The organism is Shewanella sp. c952 (genome assembly GCF_019654975.1).
In the GTDB taxonomy this organism is placed as follows: Bacteria; Pseudomonadota; Gammaproteobacteria; order Enterobacterales; family Shewanellaceae; genus Shewanella.
Genome location: NZ_BPEW01000001.1, coordinates 354,125 through 381,103, shown reverse-complemented (window position 1 = coordinate 381,103; position 26,979 = coordinate 354,125). Strand labels below are relative to the sequence as shown.

The following is a 26,979-nucleotide window of genomic DNA, read 5'->3' as shown; positions in this document are numbered from 1 at the left end:
GTTTGTTACAGCTAAGTCTTAATATCTCCACATCGAAACAAAATGAATGACTGGAGAACAAAATGAAAACAGTAATTTTAATCGGTGCACTCGGTAAAATGGGCCAAGCAGCATTAACAGGATTAGGCAAACACAAAGTAATTACAGCTGGTCGCTCTGGTGACGTTGACCACATCGTTGATATTACCAATGAGCAATCAATCAGAGATCTCTATAAAAGCGTCGGTCAATTTGATGCTGTAGTGAACACAGTCGGTGTATGTGAATACGCCAACTTCATTGAAATGACAGAAGCCCAGTGGATGAGCACAGTAATGAGCAAGATGATGGGCCAAATTAACTTAGTACGTATTGGCCAAGAGTACATCGCTGACGGCGGCTCGTTCACGCTAATAAGCGGCATACTTAATGTTAAGCCGATCCCTTTTGCTATTGCCGACGCCACGACGAGTGGTGCTATCGACACCTTTACCAAATGTGTTGCTTTTGAAATGCCAAGAAATCAACGTATTAATGTTATAAATCCAACCGTATTAACAGAAGCATGGGATGTTTACGGTGAAATGATGCCTGGGTTTGAGCCAGTGCCAAGTAAATTGGTCGGCAAAGCCTTTGAACGTTCAGTCGATGGATTTATTACTGGCGAAGTCATTTTCGTCGACGCCTAGACTTAGTGAGCAGACAATCGTAAAAGCATAGCAAGTTTATCTTGCTATGCTGGTCTCACTCAGGAAAAATTGATTCACCACAAGGTAAAAATAACCAGTTCACTGAGCTTTCTTAGCAACAACATACTTAACGCAGCCCCGCTGCTGGTGCTGAGGCGATTGAAGATTTGCCAGAAATTCAGCACAAAAACAAGAATAATCACCTCCAAGTAATTCGCGCAATTTTTGCATGCGCTCAAGCCTTGCTGACCAGCCTTGGACTACATCTGCCCGCGCAGCGCCTGAAAAGTTAAGTTCAAGGTCGGTAACATCATTATCGACATAGCTAATTTCAAAACCAACCTGCTGCAACATCAGCTGCATTTTGTCGCCGAAGTTAAAATCATAGCAGCCAGATTGTGCCGACAGCAGTTCAAACTGACGCACCTTGTCATAATAAACACTGTCGAGACTGAGATTCGCAGAGATAAAACATGCGACATCGAGCAAGGCTATCCAGCCACCAGGCTGAATAATCGAATGCAGTTTCGTCAGGTAATCAAGCGGAACAGGTAGGTAGGATAGCGAAAAACTAGCCCATACACCGTTAATCTCAGCCAACGACTGGTAATCAATATTATCAAAATCACAGTGGATAAAAGTTTGGTTTGCACTTTGATGTTGCTGGCAGAAGTCGATAAAGCTCCGATTCAAATCGACCCCAACCACTTGTTTCACTCGAGACGCAAACAGTGAGGATACTCCACCCACAGAGCAGCCAAGATCGACGACAACATCACTACTTTTAAAAGGAATATGCTGTAAATACTGTGGCCAATCTCGCCAAGTTTGTTGCTGTCGATATTCCTCAAACAGATCCAATGATAACGCCTCAAGTTTTCATAATATTCCATCACATGCTGAAGCAAATATCCGAGCTGTGCAAGCAGCAGCAAAGCTCATACATAAGCAGAAACCAACATAACAAAAAGCTCTGCAACATAAACCACCATAATGGTCTAAAGGCAGAGCTTTGACTAAACTTTAGCGCTGAGTTCTAACCTTGCTAAGTAATATGAAAACAACTTACTCAGAGGCTTATATCATATCTAGCCGAGGTTCAACTTGCTTTAGCTTCGATTTGTCTAGCAGCAACTAAACTCGCCAGATAGGTGTTACTCAAGTAGAAGTCACTGAACGTTTTAACAAAATCAGCAGGGACAGATTTATCCGTCAGGCCGGACGCTATCAATGCCGCTTGCCATTTCTGCAGCTTAGGGAAACCATCTAGCATGTCTAACCCTGCACTATCCTTTATTATGGCAGCACGATGCAAAATAGGTAACCAGGCAATATCAACATTTGAAATCATCTCTCCTTTAAAGAAGGTTGAGCCTGTCAGCTTCTTTTCCACTTTGACAAATGATTTTGATAGATTTGCTAAACGAGTGTCAAAGCTGTCCTTATCTTTACTTGCCATCGTTCCACACTGCACCATGTAGTGCTTACTAGCCTGATAAGCCCACGCACGGTCCAGCGCCTTTTCTTCCGCTGATAACGTTTCAATGGGCGCATATTTGTCATCGAGGTATTCGACAATGGCATCAGACTCAAATAATGCGGTTTCATCTTCAGTAATAAGTACTGGCACTTGGCCATTCGGCGAAATATCTAGAAACCATTGCGGTTTATTGCTGAGCTCGATGTACTCAATTTCAAAAGCAATACTTTTGCTAACAAGTGCTCCCACCACGCGTTGTACAAAGGGACAATTTTTAAAGCTAATAAGTTTGATCATGACTAACTCCGAGAGAAAATTATTGTTTAATTACCTCTTAAGACGCAATAGAGTTGCAAAAGACGCAAACCATTGGATATCCGCGACCAAAAAATTCAGCCGCGACTTTACCGTCAAACAAAAAAGCAGCTCAATGAGAGCCGCTTTTTCATTATTTACACACTAATTAGTTTGGTAAAACCAGATTAATATCATTTGCCTTGTTGTGGTCAAATAAGCTAAAGAAGGTTTCAACTGACTTGCTGTCCCCCGTTACCTGAGCTTTGCTAGCATCTCCCGTAGTGAAGTATCCCAACATTTCTAGCTTCTTACCTGTTAATGTAGCATCTGCATTAGGGTCTTGTTTTAGCGAGAATATAGCAATCTCATTTCGTACGGTATAGTTAGCCACTTCGCCAGTATCTGACACCTTAATATTGATAGATAACTCTTGGCCTTTGGCACGCTCAGCATTAAGGTTCACACGCTGTGTGGCCAGAATCTTAGTTGTTGGCAGCACTTTCACAATGGCTGGATTTGCAAAATCCCAAGCAACCGAGCGATCTAACGTGCCATCAAGTTCTCCAGCATCTGCAACAGCAAATCCTCTCCAGTAAATATTAGTTTGCTTGTAACCCCACTCACGTAATGCTTCAGCCTTTAAGTTACGCGCATCCATATTTGCTGGGTCGACGTTGTTTACATGAGTTAAAATCTCAGCAGCCCAACCATAGTTTTCGGTATCAACGGCTTTTTGCGCCATCTTAATCACGTTAGCCTCACCACCCATGGCATCGACGTAATCTTGAGCCATATCTTTGACAGCTGGACGAGCAAGTTTAGTTGCATCACCTTCCCACCAACCTAGGTAACCGTTATAAATATTACGCACAGAATGAGCAACAGTACCGTAGTACTCACCTAACCAAGGATCATTGGCTAAGTTCTCTGGCAAGATAACCTTCTCAGCAAGTTCATCACGCTTAATACCACGATTAATGTAGTAAACAGACTGGTCATGCACATATTGAATTGCATCGCGATAATTAGTTATGCGTTGATTAATAAAATCGTGACCAACCCAAGCTCGCATGTGAGAACCACTGTATGTATTCGATTTTTCAGAATACTTTATTAGATGATCTATCCCTTCATACCACTTTTGCACATCGCGATACTTAGTCCCGCGCAGTGTGTATAGATTAGGGAACGTTTCACCTTGAATCGTTTCGCTACCATGAACATGCTTGAATTGAGGGAAATAGATATCGATTTCATCATCACCTGCATCACCATATGCACCAAACACCTCCATATCGATGCCCGAGACAGTGATCTTTAACGGCTGATCATTACTCACTAAGACATTTGGCATAAAGAATGAAACTGGGCCAGCGGTAAAGGTTGGACCAAGGCCAAACTGTGCAGGACGCCCTGCCGGTGCCTTTGGTAGATAAACACTGGCATAAGCAGTACGTTGAGTCAGAATGGCTCCTGTCACCCCTACATCACTGACAAGGTTTGGAATAAAGTTATCTGAAGCGATAATTTTAACTTCACCTGATTTCACTTGCTCCTCTGTCACGCCCCAGCCTGCAGAGCCAAATGCGTGATCAGGGTGGCGATGGGTATAGATAACCGCTTTTACAGGTAACTTAGAGAATTGACTAAAAGCGTCCATAGAGGCTTTAGCTGCGGTATCATTTTCACCGGGATCAACAATGATCAAACCATCATCACCTACGGCAACTAGCGTTGATGCTAATTGAAAACCAGAAATAGAATAGAGCTTACCTGGTGCAATCTCTTGTATTTTAGGGGCCATTTGCTTAGCAAACTCAGTCATTGCCACAGGGATCATGTCAGAGCTTTCGGTGTAAGCTTTATTGTGCGCTTCATCTTGCCAAACCACTTTCGCCAAATGGCTCTGCACTTTCGCGTTCGTGAAAAAAGACGGGTCGGCGCTGCGAACTAAGTCGGTATTGGCAGCAAATGCACTCGTTGTTGCAGAAGCTAAAAGTACTGCACAAATTGATGTTGCGATGACGTTAGATTTAAACATAGTGATACTCTCTCAAAGTGACGGACTCAACCATTTGGCCCGTTGATGAGAGAGATATTAATAACTAATTGCCACAGTATCGATAGAGCAAAACTTAAACAACTATTAAGTATTACTTATCATTAAACCATAAACGAAACTAATTAATACTAGCGATATAAAGCGGAGCTTGTGTTAACTACCGCTTCCCTTAACCATTGATGGCCAGCATCCTTATGTTGCGAATGGTGCCAAGTCATATAAACCGGGACTTGTTGGGTTTCAAATGGCAGCTCCAGCACCTGTATTCGTCCAGTCACAGCAACTTGGTTAGCATGCCAACGTGAACTCACACATAACCATTCAGTGTCAGCCACTAAGTTAAGCCCTGTCATCGCAGAGCCCGTTGAATAAGCAACTCTTCTTGAGGGTAAATGCTTAGCCGATACTGAGTTGAGGGTATAGCGGTCCATTCTTTTTGTTTGCCAAAGAATGTGTTCCTCAGCAAAAAAAGCATCCTCACTAATTCCCCCCTGAATTCTTGGATGCTCACGGCTTAGCGCCACAACGAGATCTTGTTTGAAAAGTAACTGGTTATGATAACCATGCTCTTCGAATTGCACAGTCGATATAATAATATCGACTTTTCTCATCCTTAAATCATCTTGTCTAGACTCTTCACTGTCGTGCTCGATGTCGGCGATAAATTTAGTATGGGGCGCTTTTTCTTGGCGATACTTAACTAGGCTTGGGATCAGCATTAGATCCAGATCTTTATGGCTAGATACTCTGAATTTTCGTTGACTGGTTTCAGGATTGAAAAGATGCCGAGATTGCGTGCCGTTAACTAACTGCAGCAAGGGTTGCTGTATTTCGGCATGAAGCTCTACTGCAAAATTAGTAGGCCGTATTCCTCGCCCTGCCCTCACAAATAGTGGGTCACCATATTGTTCTCTGAGCCGATTTAACGCTTGGCTAACCGCAGGAGAGGTTATTCCTAGCACTTCAGCTGCTACATTGACACTACGGGCGTTCATCACTGCATCAAACGTTTTCAACAGATTTAAATCCATTTTCACCTCTTTATTCTGCTGCTAACAATAAGCTAACGTCTCAGCTTAGCAGTGAGTCATTGCAACTTAAAAATAGACTTAAAAAAGACCTATAGCAACAGTATATAGTCTTATTCAATTCGACATAGAAAACTAGCAATAAGTGTTTCTGCCTACAGCCGTAATACACTGTCTTAATAGCATCTAGGTTAGCGGAACTTCAACTCTCTCAACTCTAACAGCTATCGAAAACGCAAGTTCGGCCTTCGTATCCAATAAGTGTAAATATCACTATTAATACTAAGAAAAACAATGCTAAATTGTCGCTATCGCCGAATTAATCAGTTAGAAAGAGTACTCAAGGCATGAATGGAAAAGTTAAAATACTGCTAGCAAGTTTGCTATGTTTGAATTTAATCGGCTGTGAATACGTCGACAATATATTACATCCAGACGATGACGATGAAATCGTAATTGATGAAAACTTCAAAAATGATGCGCTGCAGTTGGGCTTATCGGAAGCTATTGTGACTCAACTCTGTACGGCAACAAAGGAGATCAGTGTTAAATGTATTAGCGTTTTGAACAGCGACAGCAACCAAAAAGAAGTCAGATTTGAATATACTTACAATAATGTGACGCAGAAAAATGATTACGCCAAAAGTACCGATGCTAGTCGTATTATTTTTCATCTGCCAGTCGACAACACAGCTGCCAGAATTCAATTTGAAAATAACCGCAGCTACCAATTTAATGATGGCTATGAATTCACTTGGGTGGAACCCACTGATATAGAAACAGCCGATGTTATCAATGACGCTGATGAATCACTAGCCAAATTAGTGAATTCCGCAGTTATAAAGCGAGTGACTAGCTCCAAGCTAACCAATGTATCTACTGCCTCTGTTAGCAATGAGCAATATTCAATAACTGAAGCACAAGATTTAGTGAATAGCGCCAGTACAGTGTTATTCCCGGTACTAATGGTGAGTGTAACAAGCAGCGACCAAACAGAGCCTGCTGACGCATCATTTAAAGCGTTTACTACAGGGCATAGCGCTATTTTATCTAATTTCTCTGCCGCTTTTTCAACCGCTATTGAACAAAGTTGGATCTAGTATTAAGCAACAGCAGCTTACTCCTTTAAGGCAAAGGAGAAAGCTGCTGTTAATGATCTAGCCCCCAATCAGCTTTTTCCACCACGGCAGCGGCTCACCACAATTAGCAACCGGCTGATAGCTTTCCCTTAAAGCAGGAACCTTGACCACATTGCCACAGTCAGCTTGTTTGGCAGCGCCACTATTTCGATCAAAATAACCTTGCACCGTGCCATCGACAGGTGCCATACGCAGGCTCAGCGGTGGACGATTGTTTAAGAACGCTTGATAAACTGCCATCGCGCCACTACTACCATAGAGACCTGTTTTACCATTATCATCACGGCCAACCCAGATAGCGGCTACGTTTCGCTCATCAAAACCTGCAAACCACGAATCTCTTGAGTCGTTACTGGTGCCAGTTTTGCCCGCTAGTGTTGCTCGTGGGAAAGCATTGCCCAAACGTTTAGCTGTGCCACTGTCGACCACTTGCGTCATGGCATACTTGACCAGATAATTACTTGCCACCGGAATCGCTTGTGTCGCAGTCCGTTTAGAGGCAACTAGCGGTTGATTATCCTCATCTAGCACTGTGGTGACCGAGTTTAAGTGGCGATAACGACCATTATCTGCAACGGTCTGGAACACCTGTGCCACCATGAGTGGCGAGCCATTAACAGCCCCCAGCAACATTGATGGATACTCTGGGATCTTATCTTTCCAGCCCGCTTTATCTAAGGTAGTGGCCACACTACTGACACCAATTGCCATACCCAAGTTTACGGTCGGCACGTTCATCGACTTTTTAAACGCAGTTAATAGCGGCACTTGGCCGCGAAATTTTCGATCAACGTTTTGCGGTGACCACGTTTTACCTTGGCCATTTTTAAGGGTAATAGGCTCGTCCTTTAAAGGCGTTGCTAAGGTGTACTTTTTCGGTTGATTGAGCGCAGTGGCATATACAAACGGTTTAATGAGCGAGCCAATAGGTCGTCTGATCTCAACCGCTCGATTAAAGCCCTGATAGCTAGGTACCTTATCACCGACCATGGCCGCAATACCCGCTGAATACTTATCGGTCAGCACCATGCCGACTTGCAAGGATTCATCATTCTTACCGAGCTGTTTAAGGGTCTGTTTCACCGCTTTCTCAGCAGCCTCCTGCGCCATAGGGTCAAGTGTGGTATAGACCTTAATGCCTGATTGTTGTAACAGCGCCTCGCCATATCGAGTCGACAATTCGCGCTTAACCACTGCAAAAAATGCCGGCAGTTTTTGGTGTACTGGTTTATCGGATTTTCTTAATCCTAATGGTGATTCAACTGCAGCTTCATATTGAGCCACATTCAGCTCTCCAGCCTCCATCAGTAACCTAAGCACTAAATCACGACGCTTTTGTGCTCGTTCTTCATAACGCCAAGGGTTGTAATAGGAGGGACCTTTAATCACCGCCACTAAGAATGCTTGCTGCGGCAGGGTTAACTCGCCTATTGGTCGACCAAAATAAAACTGTGAGGCTAGCCCCATGCCATGGACGCCACGCGCCTTGTCTTGCCCCATGTAGACTTCATTTAGATAAGCTTCAAGAATTTCATTCTTCTCATAACGAAAATCGATAATAATCGCCATTAAGGCTTCACGCAGCTTACGCGTCAGTGAACGCTCACTTGAAAGGAAGAAATTCTTGGCAAGCTGTTGGGTCAAGGTTGAGCCGCCCTGCACTGTCCGACCCGCACTGATATTGACCATGGCCGCACGCAAGATAGCAAAAGGGTTAACCCCGTGATGCTCGTAGAAACTGCGATCTTCAACCAAGATAAGCGCATCAATTATCGCTTGTGGCATCTTATCGGCTGCCACAAATAATCTATCTTCGCCATCTCCAGTAATAATTCTGTCGAGTAATACCGGTTCTAGATGAAATACCGCGAGTTGGCGTTGGTCGCTACTTCTTGCCACAGAGCTTATGCCGTTCGAGTCAAAAGTGATCATCACTCTTTGTTCGGTTTGGTCACCTTTAGGATGTAGAAAAGGTCGACGCCACAAATCAATTTTTGTTTTTGAAGCAGAAAACTCCCCTACCTGACGTGGATTAGCCACTTTACGATAGCCCAGTAGTTTTAGCTCAGACATCAACTGCCCGTGGCTAACAGCAGCCCCAGGATATAATGCCATAGAACGGCTAAACACTTGCGCAGGTAAATGCCATTTTTGCCCTTCAAACTTGCGCGCTATGATTTGATCCAAATAGATACCATAAGCGGCAACGATAACCGCAGCAATAACGCCAAGCTTCCAAGTTATAGACCAAATTTTACGGCCCAAACCCGATTTACTCGGTGATTTCTTGGTGGTTCGTTTTTTACCACCTTTGCCTGCTGAGACTCTTTTTACCGCTGGGCGCTTGGTGGTTTTCTTAGTTTTTGGTGTCGCTTTATCAGTCATTACGGTTCCGCTGCCTAGCTCAACACTATTGTGAGCTAAAGGTCTTCTTTTTAGTAAATTTGGTGGGTTGTGTATTTGCCGGGTCATCAGGCCATAGATGTTTTGGGTAACGCCCTTTCATCTCTTTCTTTACATGGTCATATGGACCTTGCCAAAAACTCGCTAAATCGGCCGTTAATGCCAAAGGTCGTCTAGCTGGCGACAGCAGCGCCATAGTAAGCACTAACTTACCACCAGCTAATTGGGGACTCTGCTGCATACCAAAGGCTTCTTGCAACCTTACGCTTAAACGTCCACGCTTTTGTGCATCATACTCAATCTTGGCATGTGTTCCGGTGGCCATGAGCCATTTAATTGGCAATATTCGGTCTAGGTGTTGCTGGGTAGCCCAAGGCATTAAATTAAGCAGCAGAGTATAACAATCTAATTGCTGTAATTGTGCCAAACTGCGCACATCATCCAGATAGGGCTTAAGCCAATCATCTAACAGTGCAATTAAGCTTGCATCATCTAAGCTTGGCCAATCATGTGATTTATCGAGGTCAGTGGCAATCGCCACCCGATAGCGCAACTGCTCTGTGCGTTCATCAAATTTCAGTAATCCTAAGCCATTGAGCATGACCTGCTCTACAATCGCATTTTTAATCAGCTTTTTGTCTAACTGTTTAACTGGGATTTTACTGAGGGATATTTGACCAACGTTACGGCGTAGCTCGGCGAAAAATCGCCCTTTAGTGTCATCCCAACCACAATACTCAATAGTATCCACTAAGCCAGCGAGTTGATCTGTAAATAATTGTTCATTGAGTGTGGCAGCGAGATAGACTTTGCCATTACTTCGCCCTTCACTCTCTTGAAAGTCAGCAACCACTAACCAAGGTTGCCCCGACAAGCTATCATCATTAGCTAACTCGACGCCCGTTCCACCAGCTAACTGATAGCCGCTTGCTCCGCGCTGTTTGGCAATGCGATCGGGATAGGCAAAAGCTAACAGCATGGCAATGTCATCGCTAGCAGCCTGCCTTGCGACCATTGATAGAGTTTGCGACGAACAACTGCGAACACCTAAGCTATTAAGCCACTGACGAACTTGCTTGGCAGGCTCCGACGTTAATGCTTCTTGGAAATAATGGCTGATATCACTGCCTTTACGACTGCGGCCTCTAGCCTCTAAAGTGCCAGCCAGAATAGCAGCAAGCATCACTAGATTATTATCACCCTCTTGCTTTGATAAACGCTGCGCTTTAAGCAGCATATGCGCAATACGTGGCTGACAACCTAACTCATAAGCTGCTCGACCGTGAGCGGTAATCACCCGTTTATCATCAACCATTTCAAGCGACCGAAGTAACTGCCAGCTAACCTCTTCATTGGCTTTTGACGGTTGGGTTAGCATAGGCAACTCATCGAGAGATTTAACCCCCCAGTACACACCATCTAACACCATCGAAATCAAGTCGGTATGCATAACCTCTGGCTCATCAGCCTTTATCAATCGCCCATGCTCCTCCTGGCTCCACAATCGAGTGCTAAAGCCCGCCATGAGTCGCCCCGCTCGCCCACTACGCTGAGCTGCAGAGGCCTGACTTATCCGCTTAAGTGATAGCCGCGTCGCTCCCGTTCTTGGATTAAAGCTTGCTTGGCGTTTGTAACCTGAATCAATAACCTGCGTTATTCCCTCAATCGTCAAACTAGACTCGGCGACGTTGGTCGCGAGCACCACTTTACGAATGCCTGTTGCTGACGGCGCAATAGCTTGATCCTGTGCCTTAGCCGGCAAACTGCCGTATAGCGGGCAGATAACAAATGAGTGTGGATCTAAACGCGGTGTAAGTAGAGTTTGTAGCCGCCTTATCTCCCCTTGTCCGGGAAGAAAAGCTAACAGCGAACCTTGTTGTTGGTTATTTAACGCATCGATAATCACTTTAGCCATATGATCGAGCCACAATGATTGCGTGGGAGCAGCTCGGTAACCTTGCTCAACTGGGAAGCTACGTCCTTCACTACTGAGGGTGAGCGCATCAGGCATCAATTCGCTTAAAGGTAAGCCTGATAAAGTGGCTGACATCGCAAGCAGTTTCAGATCTTCACGAAAGCTAGCTTGGATCTCTAATGCCAGTGCTAACCCCAAATCTGTGGTTAGATGGCGCTCATGGATCTCATCGAATATAACCAATGCAATACCCGTCAATTCAGGATCGCTTTGGATCATCCGCGTCAGCACGCCCTCTGTCACAATCTCAAGGCGGGTATCGCCGCTAACCTTTGACTCCCCTCTAACCCGATAGCCAACCTCAGCCCCCAAAGAACAGCCGCGTTGCCTTGCAATAAACTGGGCCACATTTCGGGCTGCTACTCGTCGGGGTTCAAGCATTAAGATCTTGCCGTCGATCTCATCCCAATCCAACATAGCCAAGGGTAATGCGGTCGACTTTCCAGCTCCGGTAGGCGCCTCAAGTATCACTTGATTCGCTTGATTAAAAGCACTGCGAATAGGCTCTAATAAGCTGTGAATGGGTAATGAAGTTACTGGCATTGTTTTGTAGTAAGGCTCGTTATGGTGGCGTATAACGCACCATACTAAAGTAATGTTTGCCAAGCAGTGTACTCTAAAAGCGCTAACAGGCTAAACTCTCAAAGGTGTTTATCTTTATTGTGGTACCGATTGATGACTAACAGCACACGCAACATAAGCACTGCGACGGGAAAGCGGGTTTTCCTTGGCTTCTCACTCACCACTGAACAAACTAAGCAAATTGAAGCCATTCAGCTGCAGCTTCCTGCAAATGTTAGGCTGGTACCTAGTCAAAACTTACACATGACATTGGCATTTTTAGGCTACGCTAGCAATGAGACTATCGATGCGCTCATCAACAATATCGATGCCATGAGTAAACCGCGTTTCACTGTCGATTTAGATTGCATTGAACACTGGAAAAAGCCAAAAATTCTCTGCTTTAAAGGTACGGCGTCTGACCCAAACCTGTTATCGATGGCAACCGATAGTCAAACGATTGCGCAGAAACTCAAGCTACATCAAAGCGAATACCACTATAACCCGCATATTACCCTTTCAAGAAAAGCCAAGGCTGCAGTGGACGGTATTTGTTATACCACACTGACTATAAAACCTAGTGCGTTACACCTCTTTGAATCGTTTGCCGGTAAAGATGGCGTTGAATACCCGATATTGCACTCATGGCAATTGACATAATCGCGCCCAAACCCACTGTTGAGCTTTGTAAAATTAAGCTAAGCTATGCCGCATTAGCGCCAATAGGAAGCCATTATGACGACATCAGATATTACCAAAGTACAGCTAACCGAGCTTTTATCCTCTTGGAAACAGGGAAAAATCACAGCAGAAGAACTACAAAACTGGATGGTGACTCACTACGATCCGCCTGAAGTTGTAATTGGTAAAGGTGAGCCTGAGTGGACACAAGAAGCGATGAATATCGTGATGAATGAATATGAGATAGCAAAAATAGAGAAATTTCGCTTAGACAATGCGCAGTATGCTATTGATTTTGTAAACTGTAGCGAAGCAAACTTTAATCAAACTAAACACCTATTTATCCAAGATGGCTTTTCTGATTAGGCAGCTTCAATGCATTTTTATCGTTAACTCAATTAAAGCCAATTCAACCGCAGTTAAGCCAATTTCGACACAAAAAAAGGCCACCTAATCATAGGTGGCTAATCGAAGAACTATTAATACTGCTAAATCTGATACACCATCACTTTTGGCGTACGAAACTATCAAGGAAGGTTTTGCGCTAAAGCTTTAATCACTTGTTAAACATATAGATACCATAGGCAATGCTAATTGCCCATTGAGATAATTTGAATTTGTTTGAAAGATTATGAATTGAGATTAAAATCATTAATATCAACTATATAGATTAATGACTTTTTTCCATATTTATTGTTTTGAGTTAAATTCAAGAGTCTGAATTGAAGCTCAAACATTTGATAGTTAATGACTATGGCTTGTATTGATGGTGGGTTTGTTAGTAGAGAACAATAATTAACAGCATGCACGTTACGGCACTCATAAAACAGTGCCACAAAGTCAACTAAAGGAGTCTAAAAGTGAGCTAATACCAACTGATACAATGTATCACTATCGATAACAACAGCTTGACCGCCACTTTTAAAAATAGCATCACTGACACCAGGGGAATCAACATAGGTGTAAAGATAAAAGTCGGTGTCGTAACCTGCCGCACGAACCGCCTGTAACAATTTCAGTCCCGCCAATGAATCTCCATGGCGTCCCATATCAGAAATGATCGCTTGATAGTTATACATGGATAGCAGCATAAGCGCTTCTTCTGAGGTAACGGTGGTATAAACGCCAACGTTTTTGGACTCCAAATAAGCCTTCTCAAGTAAATTATTTTCAGGATGATCGTCCACCCACAATACTCTACCTAGCGCTGCCTTGGGTTCACTATAATTAAGATCGCGCGTTGTGTCCGTTGCCTCATGTTGATGATCATTACCTTGCCAAAACTGAAATAATAAACCGAGCACTAAAAGTAGTGCAACCAACACCTTAGCAAAAACTTCCCACCAAGAAATGGGTGTTGGACGTTTACGACGCTCAACAAACGGAGCTGCTGAGGGCGATTGATCTTGTGGCGTGCTAGTAGGTTTGGCCGCAGGTTGTGCCTTTGACAGCTGTTTTCCAAGCGTATGCTCTAACCGGTAACCTCGGCCATGAACCGTTTGAATAAGGGGCCCGGAATATCCAGCCTTGCTAAACACTTTACGTGTATCAGACACCAGCTTGGACAAAGACATGTCAGACACTACGGTGCCAACCCAAATATTATCTAAACAATCCTGCTTTGAGCAGTGTTCAGGATAATGATTAGCAAGCAGTTGGATAAGTGCAATGTTGCGCTCATCTAAAGCAAAAACATTGCCATTAACCTGTAGCTCCGCAGCTTCATTATCGATGGTAAATTCACTAAAACTCAATTTCATGGACGACAAACCAATACTTAAGCACTAGTTAACAATACTGCAACAATAAAAAAGGTTTGGCAAAGGCTGTTTTCAGCACAATGGGTTTCGCTGCGAATAAAATTCAACAGAATATCGCTTCAATACTGAAACTAAAGAGGATCATTTTTGAAAGGGCTTACACTGGGTGTTATAAATACTAAAAAGCCACCTTGTTAAAGGTGGCTTTAGTTTAGCTTTTACTACTTTAATCTTCTAATAAGCCTGCAATAGTCAGTACACCATGAGTGGTTGCACCCGCAGCCCATAGAGCATCGCCCGAGTCGGAGAATGCTGATGCTAAATCAATATGCAACCAGTTAGCTTCAGGTGCAACAAAACGCCATAGGAAACCCGCTGCATTTGATGCGCCGCCTGCGCCGCCACCTTTCATCGCTCGACTATTAGCCGTATCTGCGTATGGGCTTGGACAGTTATCCATATGCCAAGGGTCTAGTGGCAACGGCCATACTCGCTCACCTGCTGCAATCGCTTTTTGTTGGGCCAACGCCAGTACTTCCGCTTTTGGCGAGAAGATAGCATTGTAATTAGTGCCTACAGCCATTACAGCTGCGCCCGTTAGCGTCGCCGCATCGATAATTAACGGTGCGCCAGTTTCAGATGCTGCTTGCAGACCATCTGCCAATACCAAGCGCCCTTCGGCATCAGTGTTTACCACTTCAACAGTGACACCGTTTTTGTAAGTAAGAATATCGCCCAACTTGTATGCGTGGCCACTGATCAAGTTCTCCGCACAGCACAAAAATAGCTTAACGCGCTTATTTAAGCCTGACTTTATTGCGAGTCCAAGTGCAGCGGTAACGGTAGCTGCACCGCCCATATCGCACTTCATACCTAACATGCCTTCTGAGCCTTTAATGCTGTAACCACCAGAATCAAAAGTAATCCCTTTACCAACAAGCGCTACCGCGACGTCAGCATCTGCGGCCAATGGATTAAAATCAACTTCTAGTAATGCAGGCGGACGCTCACTGCCTCGACCAACGGCATGAATACCTATCCATTGGTGTTCTAGTAATGCTTCACCTTCAATAATGCGGTAGCTAACTTTGTCACCACCAATATCGCTCAGCCACTTCGCCGCTTGCGTTGCTAATACCATTGGTGAAAGATTTTCAGGCGTTTCGTTAATTAACTTGCGAGCAAAACTGGCACTCTCTAGACGGTTAGCCAGTAGTGTCTTTGTCTCCTCATCGCCTGCCCAGTGAATTTGTGGCTCTGTTCTCGCGGTAGCGAAACCTTGAGCAAAGGCCCACTGAGAATCAACAGTCCATAACTTTCCCTGCAGAGCAACTGCGCTCACACCCTGACTTTGCAGTTTTCTTGCTGCCTGTTGAACTTGGCGCTGAGTATCACCTGCTTTGATATGGATTGAGGCCACATCATTTTGGAAAGTAACATTGGCTTTGCCCCAATGTGCAGCAGGTGCATCTTGAGTGAGGGTAACTTGCATTAAATCCGTCATTTTCGGTCCTTAAAATATGAATCGATAAGCAGTGGTGCCCTCGACTCGCTTATTATTTTTAGCTGAGTTTACTGGATTGTTATTGATTTCTAAAGCCAGTATTTTCTGAGGTTATTCTAGAGTACAAGCGAGTCAAAACTAAACTAACCCCAATGAATATTTCTCATACCCTACATATGAACTCTGTTAACCTAACGCCAAATCAGTTTTAACTTGGTAGTAGAGATGAAATTCATCCCTGAATTTGCGAGCGGGTTGCTCATTCAACGATATAAACGATTTCTAACCGATATCACCCTAGAAGATGGCAATGAAGTCACCATTCACTGTCCAAATACCGGTTCAATGCGTAACTGTTTATTTCCGGGTAGCAAGGTGTGGTTTTCAGTCTCCGACAACCCAAAGCGCAAGTACAGTCGCACTTGGGAACAAGCACAAACGCCTGACGGTGACATTATTGGTATCAATACGGGCAGAGCTAATGCCTTAGCCGAAGAAGCGATTAATAATGGCACTATAGTGGAGCTACAAGGCTATGACTCACTGCGAAGAGAAGTTAAGTATGGTAGTGAAAACAGCCGCATAGATATATTATTAACCAGCGACGCACAAGCTAACTGCTATGTAGAAGTAAAAAGCTGTACTTTGCTCGAGAACGGACAAGGGTATTTTCCTGATGCCGTCACCACTCGTGGTCAAAAACATTTACGCGAATTAATGGAGATGGTGGAGCAAGGGCACAGAGCGGTCTTGTTGTTTGTTGTTCAGCACACAGGAATACACTCAGTCAAAGCAGCTGAACATATTGATCCAGCTTATGCCAAATTACTCAGTGAAGCCTATTCAACCGGAGTAGAGGTGTTAGCTTATAGTGCTGACATGTCGCCCATCGCTGCGAGTTTGGTTAAATCCTGCCCGGTTAAACTCTAATTCAGAATATACAGTTGAAATTGTTCTTAATAGCGGACATAGTCAAAGAATAGAGTCCAGATAACACAAATTATTTGCCTATATCGTGGGTTTCTGATATAGATAGCGCCCGTTATTATACAGACGCCCTACAACGCAAATGATTAACAGGAGATGCGTTATGCCAGAAGGCACTAAAAAACTCGGCGTGCTCGCTATCGCAGGTGTAGAACCTTACCAGGAAAAACCCGGTGAGGAGTACATGAATGAGGAGCAGTCTGCTCACTTCAAAATAATTCTTGAAGCTTGGCGTAACCAATTGCGTGAAGAAGTCGATCGTACTCTTAATCACATGCAAGACGAAGCAGCCAATTTCCCAGATCCTGTCGATCGTGCTGCCCAGGAAGAAGAGTTTAGTTTAGAGTTGCGTGCTCGTGATAGAGAGCGCAAGCTAATCAAGAAGATTGAAAAGACGCTACAGAAAATCGAAGAAGAAGACTTTGGTTTCTGTGACTCTTGCGGTATCGAAATCGGTATTCGCCGTCTGGAAGCTCGTCCAACAGCCGATCAATGTATCGACTGTAAGACACTTGCAGAGATCAAAGAAAAGCAGATGGCGGGTTAAACGCCATCATAAGGTGCGGAGCAAAAGCTCCGCTCTTTTGTTCTTTTCCTAATGGTTAACTCGACACCCTATATCGGTCGCTTTGCACCGTCCCCTTCTGGTCCACTTCATTTTGGTTCATTGATTGCTGCCCTCGGCAGTTTTTTGCGTGCCCGCTCTTTGGGCGGCCGATGGCTAGTGCGTATTGAAGATATTGATCCACCGCGCGAAATTGCTGGTGCTAGCGATCAAATACTCACAACGCTAGCAGCCTATGGTATGCATTGGGACAGCACAGTGCTTTATCAAAGTCAGCGACTGGATGTTTACCAGCAACAGATAAATCAATTACTCGCAACGGATAACGCTTACTATTGCCAATGCACTCGTAAAGAGATTAAAGCCATGGGCGGCAGTTATGATGGTCGATGTGGAACGCGTATTCAGCCCCATAAAACAGGAGCGATTCGCATTCGAAACCATTATGGTGTGGCACAGTTCCAAGACCAGCTAAAAGGTACTATTGCAGTCGATAACCAATTTGCCGCTGAAGACTTCATCATTAAGCGCAGCGATGGCCTTTATGCTTATCAGTTGGCTGTGGTACTTGACGATATTCATCAACAGATTACCGAGGTCGTTAGAGGCTCGGATCTGCTAGAGCCGACCTGTCGTCAGATAAGTCTATTTAAGCTGTTAAATTGCCCCAGTCCTGATTGGCTGCACCTGCCGTTAGCCTGCGCTGAAAAAGGCCGTAAGTTATCCAAACAAAATCATGCTGCAGCAATTGATGTTGTTAAGCCACAAGCCAGTATTAATGCCGCACTCACCTTTTTAGGCCAAGCAGAAGTGGTACCTGAAACAGACGTTACTAAGATGCTAGTGCAAGCAATTAGCCAGTTTGATATGACGAAGGTACCTACACAATCTGAAATACTCCTTATTACGTGAACTGAATCGTATACTCATTGAGCTTTAATTGAGTTATCATAGCCCACTTGTTTTTACCTAAGTTAAGATCCAAATCAGAGGTGTCCCATTTTTCGCCGTATTAGCCAATTCTGTAAACAGTTATTTGACGATAGTCCAAAAGCTGAAGAAGATACTCAGGAAGGTCTGAGTTTAGAAGTTGTGCCTAGAAAAGCGCACTCAATTTCTCGTAGACAGATCAGTGAAAATGCGATCAAAGTTCTCTACAGACTGCATAAGTCAGGCTTTAAGGCTTACTTAGTCGGCGGTGGTGTGCGTGACATTCTATTGGGAATGCAGCCAAAAGATTTTGACGTGGTAACCAATGCGACGCCGGAAGAGATAAAACGTCTATTCCGTAACTGTCGCCTTGTCGGTAGACGCTTCCGCCTCGCACACATTGTATTTGGCCGTGATGTCATTGAAGTGGCAACGTTGCGTGGTCACCATGTGGATAGCGGTGAGAAGATCTCCAAGACTAACGAGTCGGGTCGTCTGCTGCGTGACAACGTTTATGGCTCAATAGATGAAGATGCCGAACGTCGTGACTTTACAGTTAACGCACTCTACTACGATATTAGCGACTTCTCTATTCATAGCTACGGCGGTGGACTACAAGATCTAGAATCGCGCACTATTCGTCTTATTGGTGATCCAGAGACTCGCTATCGTGAAGATCCAGTGCGCATGCTTCGAGCAGTGCGCTTTGCCACCAAGCTCGATATGAGCATTGAGTCTGCAGCAGCGGACCCGATAAAAGAGCTAGCGCCACTATTGAAAGATATTCCAGCTGCACGCATGTATGAAGAAGTATTAAAACTGTTCTTCGCCGGTAAAGCTGCACAAAACTACAATATGATGCGTGACTTTGGTTTATTTGCGCCACTATTTCCACTTGTTGATACACAGTTAAATGAAGCTCCACACGGGCCGATAGCTAAGCTACTACAAGAGATGATGGAAAACACCGATTCACGTATTGAGCAGGAAAAACCTGTCACTCCTGCATTTTTCTATGCAGCAATGCTTTGGTATCCGCTCACCCAGCGATCTGACGATATAGCTCTAGAAAGTGGTCTTAGCTTGTATGACGCCTACACTGCTGCCATGGGCGATATCATGGAGCAGCAATGTCGCTCGATCAGCATTCCACGCCGCTTTAGCACTGTAACCAAAGATATTTGGCAGCTGCAACTGCGTTTTGAACGTAATAAAGGCACCAAGGCGTTTAAATTTATAGAGCACCCTAAGTTCAGAGCAGCTTACGATCTACTGTTGCTACGTGGTGAGGCCGAAGGCGGGACTGTCGCCAAGAATGCAGCCTGGTGGAAGAGCTTTGTTGAAGGCAGTGAAGATCAACGCAATGTTATTGCAAAATCGACTAACAAAGGTGGACGTAACCGCAACTCTCAGCGTCGCCGCCGTAAGCCTTCAGAAAAAGCAGCACCTAAACCTGCTGAATAATGATTCAAGTCTATGTTGCATTGGGTGCTAACTTAAGCCAGCCCATCGAACAGCTCAACAATGCTTGCCAAGCATTGTTGAGCATTGCCGAAGAAGCCTCTTTTAGCATCTCCCCCTACTACCGTTCAGTGCCAATGGGCGACGTTGAGCAACCTGATTATGTTAATGCCGTAGCTGGCTTTAAGACGGATCTCGCTCCCCTTGCTCTACTCGACGCACTGCAAAAGATTGAAAATGAACAAGGTCGATTGAGAACATTGCGTTGGGGACCAAGAACCTTAGATTTAGACCTGCTGCTGTATGGACATGAACAGATCAACCTGCCTCGACTGACAGTACCTCATTATGGAATGAAGCAACGCAGCTTCGTCTTAGTGCCGTTATTTGATCTATCTCCAACACTCGTACTACCAGATGAAGTACCGTTAAGCAGTTTGATAACCGACGCTTTAGTTGCCGAATTGCAACTAGCACAGCAGTCCGAGCTATAGAATTCATTTTCATGGCTGTTTTTTGATAGACTATCCATATTAGTTCAGATGTTTGATTCCATGACCATTGAAGTTCGGAGCTACTTGGCTTATAACAACTTCACAATTTAGGTTTTAAAATTACCACTATGTCCAAAATTACGAGTTCTACACTGAGAACCTTCAAAAGTGAAGGCAAGAAATTCACTGCATTAACAGCATATGATGCCAGTTTTGCAAACGCATTCGATAGCGAAGGCGTTGACGTGCTATTAGTCGGTGATTCTATGGGAATGGTACTTCAAGGACATAACGATACGCTGCCTGTTACCGTTGACGATATTGCCTATCATACTCGCTGTGTTCGCCGTGGCGTAGAACGCGCATTGCTAATCGCAGATATGCCTTTTATGAGTTATGCCACACCTGAGCAAACCATGATTAACGCTACCACGCTGATGCAGGCTGGCGCCAATATGGTCAAGGTTGAAGGTGGCCACTGGTTATTAGAGAGCGTTAAAATGCTTACTGAGCGCGGTATTCCTGTTTGCGCTCACTTGGGTTTAACGCCGCAATCAGTACATGTCTTTGGTGGGTTCAAAATTCAAGGTCGTGATGCAGATAATGCCCAGCGCATTCTCGATGAAGCTAAAGCGTTAGAAGCCGCAGGAGCGCAGTTACTGGTGGTAGAGTGCATTCCTGCACCGTTAGCAAAAGCAATTACCGAAGCCTTAACCATACCAGTGATAGGTATCGGAGCTGGCGCTGATACCGATGGTCAGATTTTAGTGATGCACGACGTACTCGGTATTTCTAGTGGTTACATTCCGCGCTTTTCTAAAAATTACCTCAAGCAAACAGGCGAGATCCGCAGTGCGGTTCGTGCCTATATTGACGAAGTCGCTCAAGGTATTTTTCCAGCTGAAGAGCATACGTTTAACTAAACGATTAGTTAAACGTATTTCAACAATTTAATTTTTGTTAGTGTTAGAGCAGTAAAATCATGATCACCACCGAATCTATTAGCGCTATTCGCAAGCAAGTCCTTGCATGGCGTATGAAAGGCGAAACTGTAGCCTTTGTCCCTACAATGGGTAATTTACACCTAGGGCACCTCACATTAGTTAAAGAAGCCAAGTCACGCGCCGATCACGTAGTCGCTTCTATCTTCGTCAACCCTATGCAATTTGGTCAGAACGAAGATCTTGATGCCTACCCAAGAACCCTTAGTAATGATCAGAGTGCGTTGATAGCAGCGGGAGCAGAGCTGCTGTTTACTCCGACTCCAGACATTATTTACCCAAAGGGAATGGAGGCGCAGACTTTTGTTGAAGTGCCACTTATTTCGAACCAGCTGTGTGGTGAAAGTCGTCCTGGTCACTTTCGCGGTGTAGCCACAATAGTGTGCAAGCTGTTTAATATTGTTCAGCCTGATATCGCTGTGTTTGGGCAGAAAGACTTTCAACAGTTGTTAGTCATTAAGACCATGGTTGAAGATCTTTCGATGCCGATTGAAATTATCGGTGTCGAAACGATTCGTGAAGATTCTGGCCTCGCAATGAGCTCACGTAACGGCTACTTAACTGCAGCGCAAAAGCAGCAAGCAGCAGTGCTCAAACAAACCTTAGATAAAATGGCAATAGAGCTTTGCGCTGGCAAGCAAACTGACGAGGTTATCAGCGCAGCAAATATAGCAATTTCCGCAGCTGGATTTGATAACGATTATCTCGATATTCGTAACGCAAAAACTTTCAATAAGGCTGCAAACAGTGATACTGAACAGGTAATTTTGGTCGCCGCTTATATGGGCGCAACACGCTTAATCGATAACCTAGTCGTCAAACTTAAGTAGCCCATTCTTGGCTCAAGCCGTCAGGCTTGAGCAGCTAAAGTTCTGCCTGCTGTTTTAACCTATTCCATTTCATTAACTAGGCTGGGTGACACGTCAATATTTTGAACTTTGAACACAAATAAAATTCATAAAACGGTGTTTCATCTAGCTTTACCAGCATAATTTTTCATCATAATCTCGCGTCAAAAAACTGGTTTTATCTTTCGAGTTACGTCATAGTATGCTTATTACACAAACCACACATTTGTATCGACAGTAATACCAATTCCATTAAAGAGTTGGTCATTCAGCGGAAATTTAAATCACTTTAGACAAGCAAATGGGTTTTAGTTAATAGTTATTCTCGGCTCTGGCATCCTGCTTCGCTCTACCTTCTGCATCCATGCAGGCGTATATCGAAAGCCACGTTCGCCGTATTAAGGGATTTAAAACCCGCACGCAGTGAGCTTTTCAGGACATTCACTGCTGCGTTGCATTGTCTTAAAAGGGAATAACCATTTATTCCACAATGCGCCTTGAATTGAAAGTCCTGAGAAAGCTCTGAATTGATCACATCTTTAGTGGAATTGGTATAACACCAAGCATCGCTAAAAATGCTCACGGAATATGGATGAGATTGGTAATGGAATCTGTGGCTAAAAGGATATTTAACCCAATGACGAAAGTCATACTCTCAATACTTTGCTTAATGTTTAGTGGTTCCGCTGTGGCAAACAGCATTTTTAAGTGTATTAAAGACGATAAGATCGTCTTTAGCCAACACTCCTGTCCCAAAGAATTTCGACAGCACAAAATTGAGTATCAACTAGGTATTACTACCGAAACTGACTCAGATAAACGCACTAATACTGTCGATCCACTGCAAGCACTACTGCAGAAAGAAGTCATTTCTAAAACTCGTTTATTACAGCTTTTAGACAGTGAAATGTACCGCTTAAAACAAGAAAATAGCTACTTTGAAATATTAAGAGCCAGTGAGTTACAAAAATTAGAACGTAACCGATATTGGCAAAAAAAAGAAACTACAGATCCAGCCTATATAGCGTCTATTGAGGAGATGAATTTGCACTTTGATAACCTCATTGCCAATAATGCATCTACAATTATTTTGTTAGATGACCATAAAGAGCAAATTACCTTAGAAACTTCTAACGCTAAATAGCATACTACTGCACTGCGCTAGCCGCTTATGTCACATATAAGAGTATTGAAACTAGGCTTTGTATGCCACCCGAGTAATATTCATCTATTACCATTATAAAAGCACCGCTATCATCATGCGTAAACTCAGCTACATCACTCTCTTTATACTCGGCCTATTATTGGGTACAGCTTTCGCTTACATCACCCTGCAAAAGATGATTGCTAGCCGCGGAGGAATGGGGATGCATGGCTTTGTTGCTACAGCAGATAAAGCACTAAGCAAACCTGAAATAACCAATATGCTAATCTGCTCAAAACTGGCAATGAGCAGTGGCCAAAAAATAGATAATATGTCGCTTAACTTTCGACTTAACTCATTGCTGGCACCCTATGATAATGGTCAGCAACGGGCATTTTATGTATTGGTTTATATTAAAGGCTATGCCTTTGGTATTGCTGATAGCATACAAGATAAAGATAAAGCTAAAGCTTTTGCCGATTACGACTGTCAAACACAGTACCCATGGTTAGTTCAGGAGGACCAATGAGCATACTACTAGAGCAAGTTAACTGGCCAGTTATACTGCTACAACAAGATAGCGTTGATTTGCTGCTTGTTGAATCTTCGCTAGATTGGTCAGAGCAAACAGACATGCTCGGCGTGCTAAAAGGCAGCTATATTATCGATGATACAGGTAACAGTTACTTGATTAACGAAGATCTTCCGACAAGGTTCCAGCTTGCTTCGCCACAGGTATCTTTAGAGCAGCTACGCAGCTCTGTTCAACAATATGCCAGCCAAAACGGTCACTGCTGTACCAGTAAGTTAACGATAAATACCATTGAACAGCTATTCGAGGTTGTGGCATTTATTGAGCAGAATTAACTAATAAAAAAGCCAGCAATTGAGTTACTGGCTTTGTTTAGAGCTGGCAAGAGCTAACGACCACGCTAACTTCTCAAGCCGATCCCACGTGAAATCAGGTAATAAGCTAGGCTCCAGAAGCCGACGCAGAAGCCAACCATCACAGCAACAGACAAAGGCACACTAATATCTGCGTAACCCAAAAAGCCAAAGCGGAATACGTTGATCATGTAAACCACAGGATTTAGCGCTGACACCCCTTGCCAAAAGTCTGGTAACAAAGACAACGAGTAAAACACACCACCAAGGTAAGTGAGCGGCGTTAAGACAAAAGTGGGAACAATACTAATATCGTCATAGCTCTTGGCAAAAACCGCATTGATCAAGCCAGCTAAGGCAAACAATACAGCGGTTAAAAACACGGTAATAGCAACTAACCCTACATGTTGTATGCTGATATCGACAAAGAACAGTGCCACTAAGGTCACTATCGTGCCCACACAGAGGCCGCGGGCAACACCACCACCCACATAGCCAGCAATAATCACATAGTGCGGCACAGGAGCGACAATAAGCTCTTCTAAGTTGCGTTGAAACTTCGCACTAAAAAAGGAAGATGCCACGTTAGAGTATGAACTGGTGATAACTGCCATCATAATTAAACCTGGGGCAATAAACTCCATGTATGATACGCCGCCCATCTCTCCGATACGCTTGCCAACCAAGTTACCAAATATCAAAAAATACAAGGTCATGCTAATGGCTGGCGGCACTAATGTTTGCACCCAGATGCGGGTAAAACGGTTTATCTCTTTGGTTAAGATACTTTTAAAAGCTGTAAAATACAGCGCTTTCATATTCATTGTTGATCCCCGGCCATTTTGCCCTTCTCTACCAGCTCGACAAATAACTCTTCTAGACGGTTAGCCTTGTTGCGCATAGACAACACTTGAATATCAAGCTTACTCAGTTGCACAAACACATCGTTCAAGCTCTGATCTTTAGCCACATCGACTTCTAACGTATGCGGATCGCTAAGACGGCAATCAATCTCTAACAACTCAGGTTTATCCGCCAGATCACCAGCGAGATCAAGAATAAACGTCTCCATGTTCAATCGACTCAATAGTGACTTCATCGTGGTGCATTCCACCAGCACACCTTTATCGATAATGCCGATATTACGGCACAACATTTCCGCTTCTTCCAAATAGTGAGTGGTGAGGATAATCGTCACACCTTGCTCATTCAGTTCAGTTAAAAATGTCCACATGGAGCGGCGAAGCTCAATATCTACGCCTGCGGTTGGCTCATCTAAGATCAAAAGCTGTGGTTCATGCATCAGCGCGCGAGCAATCATCAAACGGCGCTTCATGCCACCAGATAAAGCTCGTGCAGGGCTATCACGCTTTTCCCATAGATCGAGCTGACTCAAATGCTTTTCAGCACGTTGTAGCGCAACTTCTTTCTTTACGCCGTAGTAGCCAGCCTGATTAACAACTATCTGCTGTACGGTTTCAAACTGATTGAAATTAAACTCTTGCGGCACTAAACCAATACTGAGTTTGGCAAGCTCAAGCTCTTTATCAATATCGTGTCCAAACACAGACACGCTGCCTGAACTTTTTTGCACCAAAGAGCTAATCACACCAATCGTTGTAGATTTACCTGCTCCGTTTGGCCCAAGCAGTGCAAAGAAATCACCCTTGTTAACGGTTAAACTAATGCCCTTTACTGCTTCAACTCCGCCTTTATAGGTTTTCTTTAGGGAGTCAATAACTAAGGCGGCTTCTGTGTTTGCCATGGTTATTCCAATCAATCTGTATCAATAAAAAAACTCCCGCAATTGCGGGAGTCAATAATTTACATTGCGCTCCCAACTTCAATCTAGAGTTAACGCTAGACAGCGTTGAAGCTAGATTAAAGCTAAAGAGACCAAATTAGTCTTCTAGTGGAACGACTCTTGCGATGTAAGGCAGGTTACGATACTGCTCCGCATAGTCGATACCATAACCAACAATAAACTCGTCAGGAATGGTAAAACCGATAAAGTCGACAGGTACGTTAACTTCACGGCGTTCAGGCTTATCAAGCAGCGTACATAAGGCTAAGCTTTTTGGTTCGCGGATAAGTAACATCTCACGTACCTTATTCAAGGTATTACCTGAATCGATAAGATCTTCAACAATCAGTACATCACGCCCCTGAATCTCGGACTGCACGTCTTTAAGGATTTTTACGTCGCGGCTGCTTGTCATGGCATTGCCATAACTCGATACCGACATAAAATCGATCTCTACGTGGCCTTTAATACGTCGACAAAGATCTGCCATAAATACAACAGAACCTTTAAGTAGACCTACCATCAACAGGCGGTCACTATCGGCGTAATGAGCGTTAATCTGCTCAGCCAAAATATCCAATTTTTGATCGATCTCTTCAGCAGAGATCATCACTTCAGTGGTGTGTTTCATAAAACTCTCAATAGTCGATGTCATTGGTATTATGCTTTTCATAACCCCAACGATTCGTTAATGCATGGTCGACGCCCAAATGGTCAAGAATCCGGGCGACCATAAAGTCTACCAGATCTTCAATCGATTTGGGATTATGATAAAAGCCTGGCGCAGCAGGCATGATGGTAGCCCCGAGCCGAGAAAGCGACAACATATGCTCTAAGTGTATGGCGCTAAAAGGGGTTTCTCTTGGAACAAGTATCAATTGGCCACGCTCTTTTATTACAACATCCGCCGCTCGTTCAAGTAAATTATTGCTCATCCCAGTGGCAACCGCGGCTAAAGTCCCAGTACTACAAGGACAGATGACCATCTGTTTAGGTGCAGCGGAGCCAGATGCTGGCGGTGAAAACCACTCCTCCTTACCCAGTACAATGAGCTCTCCGGCCACATCGCCAAATTGTGCAAGTAGCTGCGCTTTAGCCTTGTCACTATTGGCACTTAACTGCAAACCTTGCTCTGTGGCGAGTACCACTCTGGCGGCAGATGAAATCATCAAGAAAACTTGATAATCACTCTTAAGCAGGATCTCTAATAATCTCAAACCATAAGGCGCACCAGAGGCGCCGGTCCAAGCTAAACTGATAGACTTGTCTGCTTTTTGAATTGTCACACTCATGCTTTATTTG

General features: G+C 44.1%; 26 protein-coding genes. 14 read left to right on the top strand and 12 right to left on the bottom strand.

The window, feature by feature from the left end; all coding sequences use genetic code 11:
* Positions 1-62 precede the first annotated feature (62 nt).
* Positions 63-668 carry a short chain dehydrogenase gene (locus K5R16_RS01550; protein ID WP_220735779.1) on the top strand — a complete coding sequence of 202 codons (606 nt, stop codon included), beginning with the start codon at positions 63-65 and terminating at the stop codon, positions 666-668.
* Between the two features lie 99 nt (positions 669-767).
* Here K5R16_RS01550 and K5R16_RS01545 read toward each other — a convergent pair whose 3' ends face one another.
* The 4 genes from K5R16_RS01545 to K5R16_RS01530 form a co-directional block, all read right to left on the bottom strand.
* The gene (locus K5R16_RS01545) at positions 768-1,529 is read right to left on the bottom strand and encodes a class I SAM-dependent methyltransferase (protein ID WP_220735778.1); all 762 of its coding nucleotides are present in this window, start codon (positions 1,527-1,529) and stop codon (positions 768-770) included.
* Positions 1,530-1,767: 238 nt separating this feature from the next.
* Entirely contained in the window at positions 1,768-2,445 is a 678-nt protein-coding gene (locus K5R16_RS01540; protein ID WP_220735777.1) for a glutathione S-transferase family protein, read from the bottom strand.
* A gap of 166 nt (positions 2,446-2,611) precedes the next feature.
* Complete coding sequence (locus K5R16_RS01535) at positions 2,612-4,486, bottom strand: alkyl sulfatase dimerization domain-containing protein (protein WP_220735776.1); 1,875 nt, start codon at positions 4,484-4,486, stop codon at positions 2,612-2,614.
* 149 nt (positions 4,487-4,635) lie between these two features.
* On the bottom strand, positions 4,636-5,538 hold the full coding sequence (locus K5R16_RS01530; protein ID WP_220735775.1) for a LysR family transcriptional regulator: 903 nt from the start codon (positions 5,536-5,538) through the stop codon (positions 4,636-4,638).
* Positions 5,539-5,882: 344 nt separating this feature from the next.
* On the opposite strand from K5R16_RS01530, the gene K5R16_RS01525 reads away from it, so the two are divergent.
* Positions 5,883-6,635: a hypothetical protein gene (locus tag K5R16_RS01525; protein ID WP_220735774.1), complete on the top strand. Its 753-nt coding sequence runs from the start codon at positions 5,883-5,885 to the stop codon at positions 6,633-6,635.
* 57 nt (positions 6,636-6,692) lie between these two features.
* On the opposite strand, the gene mrcB is transcribed toward K5R16_RS01525, so the two are convergent.
* Entirely contained in the window at positions 6,693-9,059 is a 2,367-nt protein-coding gene (gene mrcB / locus K5R16_RS01520; protein WP_220735773.1) for a penicillin-binding protein 1B, read from the bottom strand.
* A 25-nt stretch (positions 9,060-9,084) separates the two neighbouring features.
* A complete protein-coding gene (hrpB, locus tag K5R16_RS01515) occupies positions 9,085-11,595 on the bottom strand; it encodes an ATP-dependent helicase HrpB (RefSeq protein ID WP_220735855.1) in 2,511 nt (836 codons plus the stop codon).
* Positions 11,596-11,727: 132 nt separating this feature from the next.
* Here hrpB and thpR point away from each other — a divergent pair, with 132 nt between their 5' ends.
* Together thpR and K5R16_RS01505 are read left to right on the top strand one after the other, a co-directional pair.
* Positions 11,728-12,273 (top strand): RNA 2',3'-cyclic phosphodiesterase, encoded by a 546-nt coding sequence (gene thpR / locus K5R16_RS01510; RefSeq protein ID WP_220735772.1) that lies wholly within the window; start codon positions 11,728-11,730, stop codon positions 12,271-12,273.
* A 75-nt stretch (positions 12,274-12,348) separates the two neighbouring features.
* Positions 12,349-12,660: a hypothetical protein gene (locus K5R16_RS01505; RefSeq protein WP_220735771.1), complete on the top strand. Its 312-nt coding sequence runs from the start codon at positions 12,349-12,351 to the stop codon at positions 12,658-12,660.
* Between the two features lie 488 nt (positions 12,661-13,148).
* On the opposite strand, the gene K5R16_RS01500 is transcribed toward K5R16_RS01505, so the two are convergent.
* Together K5R16_RS01500 and pepB are read right to left on the bottom strand one after the other, a co-directional pair.
* Positions 13,149-14,054, bottom strand: coding sequence for a winged helix-turn-helix domain-containing protein (locus K5R16_RS01500; RefSeq protein ID WP_220735770.1), 906 nt, complete (start codon positions 14,052-14,054; stop codon positions 13,149-13,151).
* Between the two features lie 226 nt (positions 14,055-14,280).
* A complete protein-coding gene (gene pepB, locus K5R16_RS01495; RefSeq protein WP_220735769.1) occupies positions 14,281-15,558 on the bottom strand; it encodes an aminopeptidase PepB in 1,278 nt (425 codons plus the stop codon).
* A 225-nt stretch (positions 15,559-15,783) separates the two neighbouring features.
* On the opposite strand from pepB, the gene sfsA reads away from it, so the two are divergent.
* The 10 genes from sfsA (at position 15,784) to K5R16_RS01445 (ending at position 23,855) form a co-directional block, all read left to right on the top strand.
* Positions 15,784-16,488 carry a DNA/RNA nuclease SfsA gene (sfsA, locus tag K5R16_RS01490; protein WP_220735768.1) on the top strand — a complete coding sequence of 235 codons (705 nt, stop codon included), beginning with the start codon at positions 15,784-15,786 and terminating at the stop codon, positions 16,486-16,488.
* A 160-nt stretch (positions 16,489-16,648) separates the two neighbouring features.
* Positions 16,649-17,092 (top strand): RNA polymerase-binding protein DksA, encoded by a 444-nt coding sequence (gene dksA / locus K5R16_RS01485; protein ID WP_220735767.1) that lies wholly within the window; start codon positions 16,649-16,651, stop codon positions 17,090-17,092.
* A gap of 51 nt (positions 17,093-17,143) precedes the next feature.
* Positions 17,144-18,022 carry a tRNA glutamyl-Q(34) synthetase GluQRS gene (gluQRS, locus tag K5R16_RS01480; RefSeq protein ID WP_220735766.1) on the top strand — a complete coding sequence of 293 codons (879 nt, stop codon included), beginning with the start codon at positions 17,144-17,146 and terminating at the stop codon, positions 18,020-18,022.
* An 87-nt stretch (positions 18,023-18,109) separates the two neighbouring features.
* A complete protein-coding gene (gene pcnB, locus K5R16_RS01475) occupies positions 18,110-19,504 on the top strand; it encodes a polynucleotide adenylyltransferase PcnB (RefSeq protein WP_220735854.1) in 1,395 nt (464 codons plus the stop codon).
* Entirely contained in the window at positions 19,504-19,995 is a 492-nt protein-coding gene (folK, locus tag K5R16_RS01470; RefSeq protein WP_220735765.1) for a 2-amino-4-hydroxy-6-hydroxymethyldihydropteridine diphosphokinase, read from the top strand. The genes pcnB and folK overlap by 1 nt, the downstream gene beginning before the upstream one ends.
* 128 nt (positions 19,996-20,123) lie before the next feature.
* Entirely contained in the window at positions 20,124-20,918 is a 795-nt protein-coding gene (panB, locus tag K5R16_RS01465) for a 3-methyl-2-oxobutanoate hydroxymethyltransferase (RefSeq protein ID WP_220735764.1), read from the top strand.
* Positions 20,919-20,977: 59 nt separating this feature from the next.
* Positions 20,978-21,826: a pantoate--beta-alanine ligase gene (panC, locus tag K5R16_RS01460; RefSeq protein WP_220735763.1), complete on the top strand. Its 849-nt coding sequence runs from the start codon at positions 20,978-20,980 to the stop codon at positions 21,824-21,826.
* A gap of 655 nt (positions 21,827-22,481) precedes the next feature.
* Complete coding sequence (locus K5R16_RS01455) at positions 22,482-22,988, top strand: DUF4124 domain-containing protein (RefSeq protein WP_220735762.1); 507 nt, start codon at positions 22,482-22,484, stop codon at positions 22,986-22,988.
* Positions 22,989-23,103: 115 nt separating this feature from the next.
* On the top strand, positions 23,104-23,517 hold the full coding sequence (locus tag K5R16_RS01450) for a hypothetical protein (protein WP_220735761.1): 414 nt from the start codon (positions 23,104-23,106) through the stop codon (positions 23,515-23,517).
* Positions 23,514-23,855: a DUF4144 domain-containing protein gene (locus tag K5R16_RS01445; protein WP_220735760.1), complete on the top strand. Its 342-nt coding sequence runs from the start codon at positions 23,514-23,516 to the stop codon at positions 23,853-23,855. The genes K5R16_RS01450 and K5R16_RS01445 overlap by 4 nt, the downstream gene beginning before the upstream one ends.
* A gap of 65 nt (positions 23,856-23,920) precedes the next feature.
* Here the strand turns inward: K5R16_RS01445 and K5R16_RS01440 are convergent, their stop codons facing one another.
* The 4 genes from K5R16_RS01440 to K5R16_RS01425 all read right to left on the bottom strand — a co-directional run bounded on the left by K5R16_RS01440 (position 23,921) and on the right by K5R16_RS01425 (position 26,969).
* Positions 23,921-24,691 (bottom strand): ABC transporter permease, encoded by a 771-nt coding sequence (locus K5R16_RS01440; protein ID WP_220735853.1) that lies wholly within the window; start codon positions 24,689-24,691, stop codon positions 23,921-23,923.
* Between the two features lie 2 nt (positions 24,692-24,693).
* Entirely contained in the window at positions 24,694-25,638 is a 945-nt protein-coding gene (locus K5R16_RS01435; RefSeq protein ID WP_220735759.1) for an ABC transporter ATP-binding protein, read from the bottom strand.
* 136 nt (positions 25,639-25,774) lie between these two features.
* The gene (gene hpt / locus K5R16_RS01430; RefSeq protein WP_044556115.1) at positions 25,775-26,308 is read right to left on the bottom strand and encodes a hypoxanthine phosphoribosyltransferase; all 534 of its coding nucleotides are present in this window, start codon (positions 26,306-26,308) and stop codon (positions 25,775-25,777) included.
* A 7-nt stretch (positions 26,309-26,315) separates the two neighbouring features.
* Positions 26,316-26,969, bottom strand: coding sequence for a flavin prenyltransferase UbiX (locus tag K5R16_RS01425; RefSeq protein WP_220735758.1), 654 nt, complete (start codon positions 26,967-26,969; stop codon positions 26,316-26,318).
* Positions 26,970-26,979: the final 10 nt, after the last annotated feature.

Excerpts from the sequence above, each read along its gene's own strand:
- hpt (WP_044556115.1), bottom strand. The coding sequence starts at position 26,308 with ATGAAACACACCACTGAAGTGATGATCTCTGCTGAAGAGATCGATCAA.
- panB (WP_220735764.1), top strand. The coding sequence starts at position 20,124 with ATGTCCAAAATTACGAGTTCTACACTGAGAACCTTCAAAAGTGAAGGC.
- K5R16_RS01550 (WP_220735779.1), top strand. The coding sequence starts at position 63 with ATGAAAACAGTAATTTTAATCGGTGCACTCGGTAAAATGGGCCAAGCA.
- K5R16_RS01535 (WP_220735776.1), bottom strand. The coding sequence starts at position 4,486 with ATGTTTAAATCTAACGTCATCGCAACATCAATTTGTGCAGTACTTTTA.
- K5R16_RS01445 (WP_220735760.1), top strand. The coding sequence starts at position 23,514 with ATGAGCATACTACTAGAGCAAGTTAACTGGCCAGTTATACTGCTACAA.
- hrpB (WP_220735855.1), bottom strand. The coding sequence starts at position 11,595 with ATGCCAGTAACTTCATTACCCATTCACAGCTTATTAGAGCCTATTCGC.
- pepB (WP_220735769.1), bottom strand. The coding sequence starts at position 15,558 with ATGACGGATTTAATGCAAGTTACCCTCACTCAAGATGCACCTGCTGCA.
- folK (WP_220735765.1), top strand. The coding sequence starts at position 19,504 with ATGATTCAAGTCTATGTTGCATTGGGTGCTAACTTAAGCCAGCCCATC.
- K5R16_RS01440 (WP_220735853.1), bottom strand. The coding sequence starts at position 24,691 with ATGAAAGCGCTGTATTTTACAGCTTTTAAAAGTATCTTAACCAAAGAG.
- K5R16_RS01505 (WP_220735771.1), top strand. The coding sequence starts at position 12,349 with ATGACGACATCAGATATTACCAAAGTACAGCTAACCGAGCTTTTATCC.
- K5R16_RS01435 (WP_220735759.1), bottom strand. The coding sequence starts at position 25,638 with ATGGCAAACACAGAAGCCGCCTTAGTTATTGACTCCCTAAAGAAAACC.
- dksA (WP_220735767.1), top strand. The coding sequence starts at position 16,649 with ATGCCAGAAGGCACTAAAAAACTCGGCGTGCTCGCTATCGCAGGTGTA.
- K5R16_RS01455 (WP_220735762.1), top strand. The coding sequence starts at position 22,482 with ATGACGAAAGTCATACTCTCAATACTTTGCTTAATGTTTAGTGGTTCC.
- K5R16_RS01530 (WP_220735775.1), bottom strand. The coding sequence starts at position 5,538 with ATGGATTTAAATCTGTTGAAAACGTTTGATGCAGTGATGAACGCCCGT.
- K5R16_RS01540 (WP_220735777.1), bottom strand. The coding sequence starts at position 2,445 with ATGATCAAACTTATTAGCTTTAAAAATTGTCCCTTTGTACAACGCGTG.
- K5R16_RS01500 (WP_220735770.1), bottom strand. The coding sequence starts at position 14,054 with ATGAAATTGAGTTTTAGTGAATTTACCATCGATAATGAAGCTGCGGAG.
- panC (WP_220735763.1), top strand. The coding sequence starts at position 20,978 with ATGATCACCACCGAATCTATTAGCGCTATTCGCAAGCAAGTCCTTGCA.
- K5R16_RS01425 (WP_220735758.1), bottom strand. The coding sequence starts at position 26,969 with ATGAGTGTGACAATTCAAAAAGCAGACAAGTCTATCAGTTTAGCTTGG.
- sfsA (WP_220735768.1), top strand. The coding sequence starts at position 15,784 with ATGAAATTCATCCCTGAATTTGCGAGCGGGTTGCTCATTCAACGATAT.
- K5R16_RS01525 (WP_220735774.1), top strand. The coding sequence starts at position 5,883 with ATGAATGGAAAAGTTAAAATACTGCTAGCAAGTTTGCTATGTTTGAAT.
- gluQRS (WP_220735766.1), top strand. The coding sequence starts at position 17,144 with ATGGTTAACTCGACACCCTATATCGGTCGCTTTGCACCGTCCCCTTCT.
- mrcB (WP_220735773.1), bottom strand. The coding sequence starts at position 9,059 with ATGACTGATAAAGCGACACCAAAAACTAAGAAAACCACCAAGCGCCCA.
- thpR (WP_220735772.1), top strand. The coding sequence starts at position 11,728 with ATGACTAACAGCACACGCAACATAAGCACTGCGACGGGAAAGCGGGTT.
- K5R16_RS01450 (WP_220735761.1), top strand. The coding sequence starts at position 23,104 with ATGCGTAAACTCAGCTACATCACTCTCTTTATACTCGGCCTATTATTG.